Here is a 15,261-nt window from a genome sequence, read left to right as displayed (position 1 = left end):
CACCCAACCCTCTCCCAAAGGGAAAGGGCTTTCATGCCGCCTTCCCCATCTTCGGCACCGGATTGGAGAATTCCATCTCCTGGTCGATCCCGCCAAACTTCAGCGCCATTACGTCGCGTGCATAATTCTGGTTGAGCCGCCACGGCTTGCGCGTGCCCTGCCGCGGCAGCTTGTCCGCCACGCGCTGGATATAGCCCGAGGTGAAGTCGAGGAACGGCGCCTCCTCCACCGGCGCGGCGAGGCGCGGGGTCACCTGGCGCATCCCGCGCTTCCTCATCGCATTGAGCAGCCGCGTGACGTAGTTGGCGGTCAGGTCGCTCTTCAGCGTCCAGCTGGCATTGGTGTAGCCGAACGAGATCGCCAGGTTCGGCACGTCGGAAAACATCATGCCCTTGTAGGTCATCGCCCTGGCGGGCTCGAACGCCTTGCCGTCGATCGTGATCGGCATGCCGCTGAACAGCTGCACTTCCAGCCCCGTCGCGGTGACGACCAGGTCGGCCGCAAGCTCCTTGCCGGAACCCAGCTTGATGCCGGCGGGAGTGAAATGGTCGATCCTATCGGTCACCACCTCGGCCTTGCCGTCGCGCAGCGCGGCGAACAGGTCGGCATCGGGCACCAGGCACAGCCGCTGGTCCCAGGGATTGTAGCTGGGCGTGAAATGCGTGCCGACATCATAGTCCGGCCCCAGCTCCTGGCGGACCATGTCGACGATGCGCTCCTTGGCCTTGTCCGGGTTCTTGCGGGCCAGCCGGAAGAAGAATTGCTGGAGCAGCACGTTCTTCCAGCGCGTGAGGCCGTACGCCGTCATCGCCGGCAGCCGCTTGCGCAGCCAGTTCGCCACGGCATCCTCGGAAGGGCGCGAGACGATATAGGTCGGCGAGCGCTGGAGCATCGTCACATGCTTCGCCTGCTTGGCGAGCTCGGGCACCAACGTCACCGCGGTCGCGCCGCTGCCGATCACCACGACGTTCTTGCCGCGATAGTCGATATCGGGCGTCCAGAATTGCGGGTGCGCGATCCGGCCCTGGAAATCCGCGATCCCGGCGAAGTCAGGCGTGTGGCCGCGGTCGTAATTGTAATAGCCGGTGCACAGGAACAGGAACGCGCAGGTGAAGGTCAGCACCTCCCCGCCCCGCTCCGCGGTGACGGTCCATAGCGCCTCCGCGCTCGACCAGCTTGCCGCGGTCACGCGCGTCGCGGTGCGGATATGCTTGCCGATGCCGTAATGCGCGATCGTCTCGTCGAGATAATTGAGGATCGAAGGGCCGTCGGCGATCGCCTTGGCCTCGGTCCAGGGCCGGAAGGAGAAGCCGAGCGTGTACATGTCCGAGTCGGATCGGATGCCCGGATAGCGGAACAGGTCCCAGGTGCCGCCGGGCCGCTCGCGCCCCTCCAGCACCACGAAGCTGCGGTCCGGGCTGTTCGCCTGGAGATGATAGGCCGCGCCGACGCCTGAGATGCCGGCGCCCACTATCACCACGTCGAAATGCTCGGCCACGCGTCTCTCCTGGCGGTCTGTTTACACCAGTGTAAACAGAAAACGCCCGGGCTCAATAATCCCTGGAATATTTGAGGCTGGCGCTCGATCCGCCGAAGGTGCCGGCCGAGGAGAGCAGGCTCAGCGTGCGGCTCAGCGAGATCTCCAGCTGCGTGGCGGTGAAGCCACGCGCATCGGTGATGATCTCCACATAGATATTGTCGGTGATGTACTTGCCCGCCGCCAGCGCGGTGCCGCGCCCGCTGACATCGTCGGCACCGAGGATGCGCAGCCGGTCGATGCCGGTCGCCGACTTGAGCTGCCCAAGCGGATTGAGCCCGCCCCCTGAACTGCTCAGGGACTGGAGGGCGGCGGCGAGCTGAATGGCCTCTGTTGCGGTCAAATTGGTCACATTCGTGCCGAAAAACAGGCGAGACAGCACTTCTTCCTGCGGAAGGCTCGGCGAGGAGGTGAACGCGATCTGGGGCTGCTGCGCGGTGCCCGACACGTTGAGGATCGCAGTGACGCCCTCCGCGGTGGTGGTACCCTCGATATCCACCGTCGGGTTGCTGATCTGCGCCCCCTGGAAGCGGATCGTGCCGCGGCTGATCGTGAAGCGCCGGCTGGCGAAGCTGTAGGTGCCGCGCACGATGTCGAGGTTGCCGCGCACATCGGGCGCCAGCGTCGTTCCGCCCACCCGCACCGTGGCGCGCCACTCCGATTCGAGCCCCATGCCGCTGACGAACAGCCGGTTGTCGGCATCGATGCGTAGATTGAGGTCGAAGTCGCCGAACGCCCGCGCGATCACCTTGCTCGGCTCCTCGACCTCCCCCGTCGGGCTCTTGCGCCGCACGCCGGTCAGCTCGGGCACCTCGGCGGCGCCCTGGCGGATGATCTGGTAATGCGCCTCGGGAATGGTCAGCCGCCCCTCGATCTTCGAGACCTGGGGGTTCTTGGTGATCGTGATCCTGCCCGTCGCGGTCGCGCCCAGCGCGTCGCTGCGCGCCAGCCGGGCATTGGCGAAATCGGCGGTGATCGCGATCGGATAGCCGTTCGCGGAAGACAGGCTGACCTTGCCCTGCGCCTTCACCGTGCCGTCGCCGGCCTTGGCGGAGAGCGAATTGAGCAGGAACTCGTCGTTCGAGAAGGTGCCGTCGATCTGCACCGCCGTCAGCCGCGTGCCGAAATTCTCGTTCTCGTAATGGAGGTTGCTCGCGCGCACGACGCCGGCGAGGCGCGGCTGCGCGACCTTGCCCGAGAAGTCCGCCGCGATGCCGATCGGCCCGTCGAGCTGCTGGCCCGAGAGCCCGGCCAGCGAGAAGGGCACCGCCGCAGGCCCGTTGTAGCGGACGCCGCCCGAGAGCGGCGCGGCGAGCATGCGCTCGGTCCACGGCCCCGCCTCCGGCCCGAGCGGGCTCAGCGTCGCCACCACCCGCCCGATCGTCGTGCTCCCGCGACGGATCAGCGCACGCGCGTCGCCGCCATTGGGCAGAAGCTTGCCGACGAAGCTGATGTCCACCGCGGTCGACACGGTCGAAAGGCTCGCCCGGGTGAAGTCCTTGACCTCCAGCCGCGCATCGGCGCTCGGGAAGGCGCTGGGCGAGGTCTGGGCGAAATCGAGGCTGCCGCTCGCCGAGCCGCCGATGCCGAGATCCGGGACGAACGCGTTGACAAGCGCCAGGTCGAGGCTGTCGAGCCGCGTCTGCAGCACCAGCCCCTTGCCATAGCTGCCCGCCAGCCGCGCGCTGCCGCGGTCGAAATCGACCTTGCTCGGCAGCAGGTGATAGACGCCGTCGCGGATCGCGATGCGCGCCGGATCGGCGGTGTGGAACTTCACCCCGCTGCCCTGCCCCTGCAGCGCGACCAGCCATTCGCTCGGCGTCAGCCGGGCGTTGGCGGCGACCTCGAACGGCACGCCGGTCGAGCCATTGGCGAAGACCTGCGCGGTGCCGCTGCCGCCGGCATAGGCGATCTTGGCCCGCGCGGTCTTGAGCACGAACTTGCCCTGGCGCAGGTTCGCCACTTGCACGTCGCCGGTGACCTCCGGCGTGTCGGCCAGCACGACGCTGCCGTCGATCAGCGCCCGGCCGATCGTCAGCCCGGCCTGGCCGGGGATCTTGGCGTTCGAGGCCGTCGCATGCACGTCCGCGCGCTGGAGCTTGCCCTGCGCCGACAGCGCCGCCTTGCCGACCACGCCCGATCCGTTGAACGCCAGCTCGCCCTCGAACGGCCCGGCGGCGGTCTGCGCGAGCTTGCCGGTGATATCCATGCCGGCGAAACGCCCGCTATTGATGTCGATCGCCAGCCGGTTGCCGGTGCGCACCAGCACATCGGCGTTGAACGGGCCGTAATCGGTGTCGCCCTTGGCCAGCACCGCCCAGGCATTGCCGCGCCCGCGCACCTGCGCCTCGAGATTGGCGAGCCCGATCCCCAGCCCCGGCTTGGCCGCCTTGAGCAGCACCACCGGTGCGTTGAGCGTCCCCGTCACCCGCGCGGTGAGCGGGCCGTATTTGTCGGAGACCGCATCGGCGTTGATCAGGATCGGCCCCGCCGGATCATAGCGCCCGGAGCCGCGCAGCACGCGGAACTGCGGCGCCTTCATCCGCACGTCGCTGATGCTGATCACGCCCTTGGGATCGAGCACCAGCCGCGCCGAGGCAACCGCATTGCCGCCCAGGAACTGACGTACGCCGTCGCTGAAGATCCTGCGCGAAGTGCCTGCGATATGCCCCTTGATCCCCCAGCCGCCACCGCGCGCGGCGTAGAGCTGCGCATCGGTCTTGAGGTCGACCACGCCGACACCGTCGATCTGATAGTCGTTCACCCGCCCCTTGAGCGCGCCGGTATAGCGGCCGGTGCCGATATCGGCGGCAATGATCGCGGTCGCGTCGATCTTGTCCGAGCGCAGGCGCAGATTGTCCGAGAGGATCTGCTGCCCCGAAATCGCCAGGTCGCCGTTGACGGTGAGATTGGTCACCAGGCCTCCGGCAGCGGCGTTCAGCCCGGAGACCCGCGCCGCCCGCGCGCGCACCGGCACCAGGATGCGATCGGCATCCACCCGCGCCCGCCCCTCGGCATAGAGCTTCTCGGCCACCGTCTCGCCGAAGCCGAGCGCGGCGGCGGACAGCTTGTAGTCGACCACCGGCCGGTTGAACGCGCCGTCCAGCGCCAGCGAGGCGCGCACCGATCGCCCGACCAGGTTCGGCGCGATCGATCCGGCCTTGAGCAGCATCGCATCGACCTTCAGGTCATGGAACTGGTTGTGCCCGAGATCGACCTTGCCCGTCGCCTCGACCGACAGCGCATCGGAGCGCAGCTTGAGCGTGCCGTCTGCCATACGGTCCGCCCATTTGGCGTCGAGGTCGAGCGCGAGCTGCGGCGCGGCCAGCCGCTCGACCGGACCCTTGAGCCACAGCCCCGGATGCAGCGGCCCGCGCAGCTGGAAGCGGCCGTTGGTCGCGACCAGGTCGAGATTGGCGAGCTCCGCCCCGCCCAGCGTGCCGAGCGCCTTGCCCTGCCAGCGCGCCCAATCGCCCTTGCCGGCCACCGCCAGCGTCAGCGGTGCGTCGAGCCCCGCCAGCCCGGTCACCAGTCCCTTGGCGGGTGCGGCGAGCTTGAGGTCGATGTCGAGCAGGTTCTTGTCCGGCGTAGCGTCGAGCCGGAGCGCGAGCCTGTCGCCGCCCGCCACGCCCGGCGCGCTCAGCGTGCCGCCGTCGAGCACCAGCTGCGCCCGCCCGTCGGCCAGATGCGCCTTGCCCGCCAGCCGGCCGAGATAGCGCGCGCGGCCATCGACTTCCCTGGCGATGTCGATCCGCGCCACGTCGAGATGCCCGACATCGATGTTGAGGTCCGGCAGCAGCGGCGCGTTGGGATCGCCCGAGGGCTTGAGCGCCGGCAGGCGAAGCAGCTTCACTTCGGGGCTGGTGGCGCTGCGCACGTCGATGCGGTTCTTGAGATAGGCGAAGGGCCGCCAGTCCAGCCGGATCTCGCGCGAGGTGGCGAACACGCCCTTGGTGTCGCGCACCTGCACGTCGCGCAGGATCATCGCGCCATAGATCGACCCGTCGATCCGCCCGATCCGGAAATTGAGCCCCGATCCCAGCGTCAGCGCCGCGATCCGATCGGCGACGAAGCGGCGCCCCGGCTGGGTATCGACTCCGAACAGCAGCGCGGTCACCGCCAGCGAGAGCCCGGCGAGCGTGATCCCCGCCCATTTCGCCGCGCGCCGCCACAGCGGCCGGCGAACCACGACGACTTCGGGCTGCTCGGCCACGGCTTCGGGCGCGTCCTCGGCCATCAAAAGGCCTGCCCGATCGAGATGTAGAGCGCGATCTTGGACTCGTTCGGCTTGCGGTGGATCGGCGTCGCCACGTCCACGCGGATCGGGCCGAAATTGGTGTAGAGCCGCCCGCCGATGCCCGCGCCGAAGCGCATGTTCTGCCCGGTCGGGTAGATGCCCTCATAGACCTGGCCGGCATCGATGAACGGCACGATCCCGTAATTGCCGAAGCGATAGCGCGCCTCGAGCGCGAATTCGTTGAGGCTACGCCCGCCCACCGGCTTGCCGTCGGGCGAATGCGGGCCGAGCTCCTGATAGCCGAAGCCGCGCACCGATCCGCCGCCGCCGGCATAATAGCGCCGCGAGGGTGGCAGGTCGTCGCGCGCGATGCCCACGATCGATCCGGCCCGCGCCCGCGCGGCGAGCACGATCTTGTTGGTGAGCGGCTGGTAATAGGTGCCCTCGAGCATGAAGCGCCCATAGGGCCGCGTCGCCCCGCGCACCGACGCCTCGGGGCTGGCATTGGCCTTGATCCGGAAGCCGCGGGTCGGATTGAGCAGGTTGTCCGACGTGTCATAGCCAAGGAACAGCGGCAGCGCGCCGATCAGCCAGGTGCCGCGATCGCGCTGGTTGGTATTGTAGTTCCAGCGGTCCTCATTGGTGCCGATCAGCTCGGCGCCATAGAAATAGGTCCAGCGCTTCTGCCACAGCGGGGTCGAATCGCGCGACCAGCGCACCGCCAGCGTGCCGGTATAGGCCTCGTAGGCGTCGTAATCCTTGTGGTTCGCCGCCGCGCTGACCTGGAAGGTGCGGTCGCGCTGCCCGGCATTGGAGCGGCGGAAGGTCGTGGTCAGCCCCTGTTCCTGCGTGCCGATCACGCCCGAGACGATCAGCGCGCCTTCGGGCGGGAACAGGTTGCGGTGCGTCCAGCTGCCGGTCAGGCGGATGCCCTCGCCGGTCGAATAGCCGATCTCGGCGGCGAGCGTGCGGGCGGGCCCCGGGTTCTGCCGCACCAGCAGGTCGACCACTTCGGTGCCGTCCGGCCCGGGCTGGCCGGTGCGCACCGGCTCGACCGAGACGGTGGAGAACAGGCTGGTCGCGATCATCGCCGCGCGCAGGTCGTCCACGGCGCGCACGTCGTAGAGCTCGCCCGGCTTGTAGCGGCGCAGCACGCGGATGTGATCGGCGTCAAAGGCGAGCGCGCGCGGTCGCCGCTGGCGGCGCTGGCGGCGTTCGCCGTTCTGCGCATTGCGGGCCGAATTGCGCGCATTGCCGTCGCCGCGCCCGGCCATGTTCACCGAGCCGAGCTCGGTGCGCACATCGCCGAACACCGCGCGCGGGCCGAGATCGATCGGCAGCGTATAGTCGCCGATATGCGTTTCCTCATCGAGCAGGATGTCGCGCTGCCCGACCTTGATGAAGGGATAGCCCTGTTGCGGCAGCCGCAGCGCCACATTGGCCTCGGCGCCCTGGATGCGCTCGGCCTCGATCGGGTCGCCGGGGTTGAGGTTGAGCTCGCGCAGCAGCAGGCCGGTGGGCATCGTCGGCTCGCTGTCCACCTTCACGTCGCCCAGCCGGTAGAGCGGCCCCGGCGTCACGCTCACCGTCGCCTTCACCCGGCCGGTGTTGCCGGGCTCCTGGTCGATCGTCGAGAGTGCGGTCGCGTCATAATAGCCGCGCGAGCTGAGCAGGCGGATCGCCAGCTTCTCGTCCTCGCGCGCCCGCGCCGCGACCATCGCTGCGTTCGCCGCGCGCCCGCCGCCATTCTTCAGCGCCGAGAGATCCTCGAATAGGTCGTCGAGCCCGACGGCGGAGAGCCCCTCCTCCGCCGTGGTGTAGCGGATCGTCACGGCCTTCTTGTCGGCCACCTTGTCTTCGACCGCCGGCTCGACCTTGAAATCGGCGAGCGGCGGCAGCGGCCTGGCGAACTCGGCATCCTCGGCGGGCGCGGCGGCGAAGGTCTCCTCCGCCTGTTGCTGGACCTGCTGGGTGGCCTGGCCCTGGGTGGTCGGCACCGGCGGCGGGGTGCCGCCGGTCGGCTTGGGCAAGGCTTCGAGCGGCGCGTTGATGTCGCCCTCGATCTTCGGCATCGCCGCCTCGAACTGGGCGTCGGGCACGATCGGGCTCTCGTCCACCGGCGCGGGCGCCACGACGACGCTGCTGTCGGGCATCGGGGTGGGCGTCGGCGTGGCGGAAGGGGCCGGCGCGAGGCCGGACGTGGGCGCGCCCTGCCCGGGCTTGGGGTCTGAAATCTGGGCATGCGCAATGCCCGGCACGAATGCCGTGCCGGCGAGCGCCGCCAGCCAAATCCGCTTCACCCCTTTACGCAACTGGCTCCCTTTCGAGCCGTGTTCCTAGCCCGGCCCTCTCGCATGCGTAACGACCCAAAAGGACTTTGGGTCCCGCTATTTGCGAAAGGGCTGGGATTTCAGCGTGCTACGGCCTTCGCTTCAGCGCGAAATCTGTGGAGAAGTGGCTCGGTATAGCCGTTGGGCTGCTCCAGCCCCTCGAAAACCAGCGCGCGCGCCGCCTGGAAGGCCAGGCTCGTATCCGCATTCCCCGCCATCGGCCGGTAAAGCGGATCGCCGGCATTCTGCGCATCGACCTTCGCCGCCATCCGGGTCAGCGCCGCGTCGACATCCTCCGCGCTCGCTACCCGGTGGAGCAGCCAGTTCGCCATGTGCTGCGAGGAGATGCGCAGCGTCGCGCGATCCTCCATCAGGCCGACATCGTGAATGTCGGGCACCTTGGAGCAGCCGACGCCCTGGTCGATCCAGCGCACGACATAGCCGAGCATGCCCTGGGCATTGTTGTCGAGCTCCTGCGCCACCTCCTCGGCCGCCCAGTTGCGCCCGATCGCCAGCGGCACGCTGAGCAGCGGCGCCAGGCCGGGAATGGCCTCCTCGGCGATCGCGCGGCGGCGTTCGAACACGTCGACCTGGTGATAATGGAGCGCGTGCAGCGTCGCCGCGGTCGGGCTCGGCACCCAGGCGGTGTTCGCGCCCGACAGGGGGTGCGCGATCTTCTGCTCGAGCATGTCGGCCATCCGGTCGGGCGCCGCCCACATGCCCTTGCCGATCTGCGCCTTGCCCGAGAGCCCGCAGGCCAGGCCGATGCGGACGTTGCGGTCCTCATAGGCCTTGATCCAGGCGGCGCCCTTCATCTCGCCCTTGGGCACCATCGGCCCGGCGCGCATGCTGGTGTGGATCTCGTCGCCGGTACGGTCGAGGAAGCCGGTGTTGATGAAGACGATGCGGTCCTTCACCGCGTGGATGCACGCCGCGAGATTGGCCGAGGTGCGCCGCTCCTCGTCCATCACGCCGACCTTGATCGTGTGGCGCGGCAGCACCAGCAGGTCCTCGACCGCATCGAACAGCCGGTCGGTGAAGGCGCATTCCTCGGGCCCGTGCATCTTGGGCTTCACGATGTAGATCGAGCCCGCCCGGCTGTTGCGATATTTGCCCAGCCCGCGAATGTCGTAGAGCGCGATCGTGCTGGTCAGGATCGCGTCGAGCACGCCCTCGGGCGCCTCGCGGCCATCGGCGAGGTGCAGCGCCGGCGTCGTCATCAGATGCCCGACATTGCGGACGAACAGCAGCGAGCGGCCCGGCAGCCCGCCGCGATCGGGGTTGAGCCGCCGGGTCAGCGCCCTGCCGCCCTTGTCGAAGCTTTCCTCCAGGTCGCCCCGCATCAGCCCGAGCCAATTGGCATAGGCGACGACCTTGTCCTCGGCATCGACCGCGGCGACCGAGTCCTCGAGATCGACGATCGCGGTCAGCGCGCTCTCCAGCACGACATCGGCGATGCCGGCGGGGTCATCGCGGCCGATCGGATGATCGCGGTCGATCACGACCTCGATATGCAGGCTGTTATGCCGGAACAGCCAGGGTGCGATCTGCTGGCCCGGATCGGCCAGCACCGGCTCGCCCGAAAGATCGGCCCAGCTTCCGCTTGCCAGCGGCACCGCCTGGTCGAGGAACGCCTTGGCATAGGCGATCACCTGCGCCCCGCGCTCCGCATCATAGCCGCCCGGCGTCGCCGCCCCGGGCAGCGCGTCCGTCCCGTAGAGCGCGTCATACAGGCTGCCCCAGCGCGCGTTCGCCGCATTGAGCACGAAGCGGGCGTTGAGCGCCGGAACCACCAGCTGCGGCCCGGCCATCGTCGCGATCTCGGCATCGACATTCTGCGTGCCGATCGCAAAGGGCGCCGGCGCGTCGACCAGATAGCCGATCTCGCGCAGGAACGCCTCGTCGCCCGACAGCTCCGGATTGACGTCGATCATCGCCTGCAGCGCATCGCGAGTCGCCAGCAGCGCGCGATTCTCCGGCGCGAACCGCGCGAAGATCTCCGCCACGCCGGCCCACCAGCCCTCCGCCGCGATGTCGAGCCCCGGCAGCACCTGCGTCTCGACAAAGCGCGCGAGCGGCTCGGCGACGGACAGGCCGGAACGAATGACGGTCATGAAAAATCCTCCTGGGCACGATACTGCAGCGTCGCCTGGGGAGGGCATGCCCCGCTTAGGCGATAGCCGTGCCCCGGATCAAGGCTTCTCCTCAAGCGCCTCGACCGCCGCCTCGATCCGATCGAGCATCTGGCGCAGCTGCAGCCGCTCCTCGCGGGTGAAGCCGGCGAACACCTGCCGCTCGAGCTCGATCGCCTTGGGCGCGATCTCCTCGTACAGTTCCCAGCCCGCCTTGCTCAGCGCCAGCAGGTGCGAGCGCTGGTCGCCCGGGTTGCTCGCCCGGCTGATCAGCCCGCGCTCGGAAAGCGCGATCGCGGCACGGCTGACGGTCACCTTGTCCATCCGCGTCCGTCCGCACAGCGCCTGCTGGCTCATCGCCCCACCCTCGGCGAGGATCGTCACCAGCCGCCATTCGGGGATCTTGAGCCCGAACAGCGCGCGATAGGCGCTCGCTACCGCATCGGACACCGCGTTCGACGCGATCGACAGGCGATAGGGCAGGAAATCGTCGAGGGTCAGTGCGGTCATATGGTGAACCTATTTATCGTATTTTGTCGCGCGCAACTGACAACGCTGGACAGTTGCATTTTTTGCACTGCTACCGGTAACATTACGCACTTGCGATATGATCCGCTGCGATGCACAAAGATCGGGCCTTTCAGGCATCCTCTCCTAAGACTTTCACGGCCGTCCTTCGGGGCGGCCTTTTTTTGCGCCAATCGAATCGCTCAGCTCTCGGTGTAGCGCAAGAGCAGCCAGTCCCGGCCGGTCAGCAGCGCCGCGAGCGCAGCCACTGCATGCCCTTGCGCATGCGCGTAGAAGGTGCCGATATCCTCCGCCAGCCGCTGCGCCGTCGCCGCATCGAACGGGTCCGCCCGCCGGAACCCGAGATAGGCCGCGCCTACGCCGAACAGCGCCAGGCCATATTCGGCCTCCATGTGCCGCGCCAGCGCGTGCGTCTCGAACGGATCGAGGTCGGAGGTGAAATAGGCGTTGGGAAATGCGGCAAGCGCGTCCGCCGCCGCCGCAACGGGTACGAACTGGAACAGCACTTCCTTTTCCATGTCGATGCGGAGCTTGGCGTCGGGATCGCGATTGACCACGAGCGGGTCGTTGCGGTCCCCGTCGGTCGCCCAGGCCAGGCATCCCCGCACCTCCTCGACCGGCACCGCCCGCGCGCGCAGATTGGCAAGGCGGATCGGGAACTCCGCAGGCGTGCTCAGATACCCGCGATGCACGCCATTTTCGAAAGCCTCGGGTGTCAGCGCCGAGAGGTCATGGCCCTCGACATTGTCGAGATCGTTCGTCTCGCTCGTATGCGCCGAGGTATATTCGGCCTGCCCCCGGTCATCGAGCGACGCGAGCACGCGCATCTCGGGGTGTTCCGCCTGCAGCTGCGCGTGGAGCGCAAGCAGCGCCGCGAAGGAGCCGAGGTTGCGCGCCGCCACGCCGTCGCACAGCAATTCGTTGAAGCTGTGCGGCTTCTGATCGGCGAAAGGTATCAGTTCCAATCGCGGGCGCTTTCGCCAGAACGGCCTCACTCGAGCTTCTCTCCCTGTCCGGCTTCCTCGCGCCGCGCCTTCTGGTCCTCGATATTCTCGATCGCCTCGCGCTTTGCGGGATCGAACAGGATCGCGAAGACCAGCCCGAGCCCCATCGCGATGCCGCCCATCTTGCCCTTGCCGCCCGCGCTCTTCGCCCAGCGCACGATCCACGGCATCGCTGCGAACGACAGCAAGACGACGCCAAGTGCCACCAGCCACTGGGTCATTTCATCTGCCGCCTGATCGTCGCCTGGGTCGCCTTGCCATAGGGCGGCTTCATCCCCGCGAGCTTGGCCACGTCGATCTTCGGCTGGCTATAGACCGCCTTGGCATGGCTGAAGGTGCGGAAACCGATCTCGCCATGATAGGCGCCCATGCCCGACGGCCCGATGCCGCCGAACGGCAGCTCCTCCTGGCTGACATGGAAGATCACGTCGTTCACCGTCGCGCGCCCCGAGATCGTCCGGTCGAGCACCGCGCGCTTCTCCGCCTTGTCCTGCCCGAAATAATAAAGCGCCAGCGGCCGGTCGCGCCGGTTGACCTCGCCGATCGCCTCCTCGATCCCGCCGCGATAGCTGCGCACCGGCAGCACGGGTCCGAAGATCTCCTCCTGCATCACCATCATGTCGTCGGTCGGGTTGCGGATGATGTGGAGCGGCAGCTTGCGGCTGTTCGAGCTGGTGAAATCCTCGTTTGCCGGATTGACCGCGATCACCTCGGCACCCTTGGCCCGCGCATCCTCGATCCAGTCGGTCAGCCGCGCATAATGCCGGTCGTTGATCACCGCGGTATAATCGGGGTTGGAAAGCAGCGTCGGATACATGCGCGATGCCGCGGCGACGAGCCCATCGACCACCGCGCCTTCCTTTTCCTCGGGCACCAGCATGTAGTCGGGCGCCAGGCAGATCTGCCCGGCGTTGAGCATCTTGCCGAGTGCCACGCGTTCGGTCGCCTGCGCGACATCGGCCGATCGCCCCACCACCACCGGCGACTTGCCGCCCAGCTCGAGCGTGACCGGCACCAGATTGTCCGCCGCCGCGTGCAGGATGTGCTTCGCGATCCCGGTCGCCCCGGTGAAGAGCAGATGGTCGAAGGGCAGCTCGGCAAAGGCCTTGCCCACGTCCGGCCCGCCGCTGACGAAGGTCAGCTCGGTGGGATCGAAATAGCCCGCCGCCAGATCCGCCATCAGCGCCGCCACCGCCGGCGTATATTCGCTGGTCTTCACCATCGCCCGGTTGCCCGCGGCGAACACGCCCGAAAGCGGGCTCATCACCAGCTGCACCGGGAAGTTCCACGGCGCGATGATCCCCACCACGCCTTTGGGCTGATATTCGATCGAGCCGCGCCCGCCGAGCAGCCCGAGCGGGAACATCACCGGCTTGCGTGCCGGCTTCGACCAGGCCTTGAGATGCTTGAGCGCATGATGCAGCGGCCCCACCGAGGCAGCGACATCGGTGATCATCGATTGCTCGCGGCTGCGATGCCCGAAATCCTCGCTCAGCGCGTCGCACAGCCGCCCGGCATTGTCCGAGACCATCGCGATCGCGCGCTTCAGCCGGTCGCGCCGCGCCTCGAGCGAGACCGGCAGCTCGGCCATGAAGGCAGCCCGCTGGGCATCGAGCAGTTCGCGCATGGTCATCGCACGATCTCGTAGCTGACCGTCAGCTGCGCATAGACCTTCACCGTGTCGGGTGCGAGCTTCACCGCCACCGGCGCGGAGACCGAGCCGGACACGCTCGGCATCGCCCCGATGTCGCTCGACGCCAGTGAATAGCGCTGCTGGTCGCCATCGACGACGCGCAGGATCGGCCCCAGCTTCGCGCCCGATGCGCTTGCAATCACCTCGGCCTGCGCCTTGGCATTGGCGAGCGCCATCGCCACCGCCTTGCGCCGCGCTTCCGCCCGATCGATCAAGTCGAAGCCGCCCAGCGTCACCTCGCTGCCTCCCGCCTGCGCGATCGCGCCGGTGATCGTCCCCGCGCTCGCCGGCGGCGAAACCCGGATCACCACGCGGAGCTCGGTGATATAGCTCTGCACCGCGCAAAGGCCGGTCGCGCTGCGCGACTGGGTCATCTCGGGCGACCGGCATTCCGGGCCGCGCACTTCGCGCACGCGCATATTGTCGGTGTGCAGCTCGACCTTGGTGCCGCGCAGCCCCGCCAGCATCGTCTCGATCGCCTGCTTGCGGCTGTTGAGCGCGCGGGTGGCGTCGTCTGGGGTCTGGCCCTCACCGCGCACCATGTAGGAGATCGTCGCGACTTCGGGCGGCACCTCGACCATTCCGGTCGCACCGATGTCGATCCGCGGCCGGTCCTGCGCCGCTGCGCCGCCGCCAAGGCACGCCCCCAACAGCACGCCCGCCCCCAGCATCACGCTCCGCATCACCCTCTCCTCCTGCTTTGTCGCGAGCCTAGACCGGCAACGGCCCGATCGCCAAGCCGAGCCACACCGCGAACGCCGCCGCCGCAAGCATCACCCCGAAGGGCAGTCGGTCGGTCGCGGTCACTCGCCGCCCGCCGAGCATCAGCCCCAGCACGCCGGCCAGCCCGATCAGGCAGGCGGCGAGCAGCACCAAAGGCAGCGCGTGCCAGCCGAGCCACAGCCCGATCCCGCCGAACAATTTGGGGTCGCCGCCGCCCAGCCCCTGGCGCCCGCGCAGCCGGCGATAGCCCCAGGCGACCAGCCACAGCACGCCGAACCCGGCCGCGCCGCCGATCAGCCGCTCCTCGAGCGGCGGCCCCAGCCCGAGCAGGCCGGTCACCAGCCCCGCCGCCGCCAGCGCCGCGGTCAGCGCATTGGGCAGCCACAGCGCCGCGACGTCGAGCGCCGCCAGCGTCAGCAGCAGCCAGCCGAACACCGCGCCCGCAGCGCCTGCCGGATCGGGCGAGACGATCGCCGCGGCCACGCCGATCGCGCCGCCGATCAGCTCGGTCAGCACATGGCTCATCCGGATCGGCGCGCCGCAGCCTCGGCAACGCCCGCGCTGGAGCAGATAGGAGAGCACCGGCACCAGCTCGCCGGCGCGCAGCCCCTTGCCGCAGCGGTCGCATTCCGATCGGCCCCGCGTGATCGCCCTTCCCTCGGGCCAGCGGATCGCCAGCGTCGCGATGAAGCTGCCGAAGACCAGCCCCAGCACGCCGAGCAGCACTGCCCAGCCCCAGGCGGGATCAATCGTCATGCCGCGGCTTTCGCTTGCGGATCAGGTAGCGCCACACGCCGAAGCAATTGACGCCGAACAGCACGATATTCTGCGTCCAGAGCGGCTCGTCCTTGGTCATCAGCGCACCGGCGATCCACGCGATGCTCGAGGTGACGAACAGCAGGAAGCCCCGCCCGGTCCAGCGCCGCCCGAGATCGAGCGACACGAGGAAGGCCGCGATGATCCCGCTGATCGAGGCATACCATTTGAGAATCTCGACCAGGTTCATGTTGGCGCCTGTCATGCCGGGTGCCACGGCTTTTGCAAACCGTCGCATCAGTTACTAGATCGGCCCCAACA

Annotated in this window: 11 protein-coding genes; all 11 read right to left on the bottom strand. The window is 68.5% G+C overall.

The features are described 5' to 3' along the window. Positions 1–31: 31 nt before the first annotated feature. Positions 32–1,498 carry an NAD(P)/FAD-dependent oxidoreductase gene (locus ABLE38_RS16270; protein WP_348975293.1) on the bottom strand — a complete coding sequence of 489 codons (1,467 nt, stop codon included), beginning with the start codon at positions 1,496–1,498 and terminating at the stop codon, positions 32–34. A gap of 52 nt (positions 1,499–1,550) precedes the next feature. Next, positions 1,551–5,774: a translocation/assembly module TamB domain-containing protein gene (locus ABLE38_RS16265; protein ID WP_348975292.1), complete on the bottom strand. Its 4,224-nt coding sequence runs from the start codon at positions 5,772–5,774 to the stop codon at positions 1,551–1,553. Then, on the bottom strand, positions 5,774–8,074 hold the full coding sequence (locus ABLE38_RS16260) for a BamA/TamA family outer membrane protein (protein ID WP_348975291.1): 2,301 nt from the start codon (positions 8,072–8,074) through the stop codon (positions 5,774–5,776). The genes ABLE38_RS16265 and ABLE38_RS16260 overlap by 1 nt, the downstream gene beginning before the upstream one ends. 110 nt (positions 8,075–8,184) lie before the next feature. Beyond that, the gene (locus ABLE38_RS16255) at positions 8,185–10,218 is read right to left on the bottom strand and encodes a malate synthase G (RefSeq protein WP_348975290.1); all 2,034 of its coding nucleotides are present in this window, start codon (positions 10,216–10,218) and stop codon (positions 8,185–8,187) included. A gap of 78 nt (positions 10,219–10,296) precedes the next feature. Next, positions 10,297–10,746 carry a MarR family transcriptional regulator gene (locus tag ABLE38_RS16250; protein ID WP_348975289.1) on the bottom strand — a complete coding sequence of 150 codons (450 nt, stop codon included), beginning with the start codon at positions 10,744–10,746 and terminating at the stop codon, positions 10,297–10,299. Between the two features lie 200 nt (positions 10,747–10,946). Then, a complete protein-coding gene (locus ABLE38_RS16245) occupies positions 10,947–11,729 on the bottom strand; it encodes a hypothetical protein (RefSeq protein WP_348975288.1) in 783 nt (260 codons plus the stop codon). 26 nt (positions 11,730–11,755) lie between these two features. After that, complete coding sequence (locus ABLE38_RS16240) at positions 11,756–11,989, bottom strand: hypothetical protein (protein ID WP_348975287.1); 234 nt, start codon at positions 11,987–11,989, stop codon at positions 11,756–11,758. Beyond that, positions 11,986–13,401: a coniferyl aldehyde dehydrogenase gene (locus ABLE38_RS16235; RefSeq protein ID WP_348975286.1), complete on the bottom strand. Its 1,416-nt coding sequence runs from the start codon at positions 13,399–13,401 to the stop codon at positions 11,986–11,988. The genes ABLE38_RS16240 and ABLE38_RS16235 overlap by 4 nt, the downstream gene beginning before the upstream one ends. Further along, positions 13,398–14,144 (bottom strand): SIMPL domain-containing protein, encoded by a 747-nt coding sequence (locus ABLE38_RS16230; RefSeq protein WP_348975285.1) that lies wholly within the window; start codon positions 14,142–14,144, stop codon positions 13,398–13,400. Before ABLE38_RS16230 ends, ABLE38_RS16235 begins: the two co-directional genes overlap by 4 nt. 28 nt (positions 14,145–14,172) lie before the next feature. Further along, positions 14,173–14,940 (bottom strand): prepilin peptidase, encoded by a 768-nt coding sequence (locus ABLE38_RS16225; protein ID WP_348975284.1) that lies wholly within the window; start codon positions 14,938–14,940, stop codon positions 14,173–14,175. Further along, the gene (locus ABLE38_RS16220) at positions 14,930–15,238 is read right to left on the bottom strand and encodes a hypothetical protein (RefSeq protein WP_348975283.1); all 309 of its coding nucleotides are present in this window, start codon (positions 15,236–15,238) and stop codon (positions 14,930–14,932) included. The genes ABLE38_RS16225 and ABLE38_RS16220 overlap by 11 nt, the downstream gene beginning before the upstream one ends. Positions 15,239–15,261: the final 23 nt, after the last annotated feature.

The sequence above is a fragment of the Sphingomonas sp. KR3-1 genome (assembly GCF_040049295.1).
Classification (GTDB): domain Bacteria; phylum Pseudomonadota; class Alphaproteobacteria; order Sphingomonadales; family Sphingomonadaceae; genus Sphingomonas.
The sequence above is the reverse complement of the archived record's forward strand: the minus strand, read 5'-3'. Positions and strand labels throughout refer to the sequence as shown.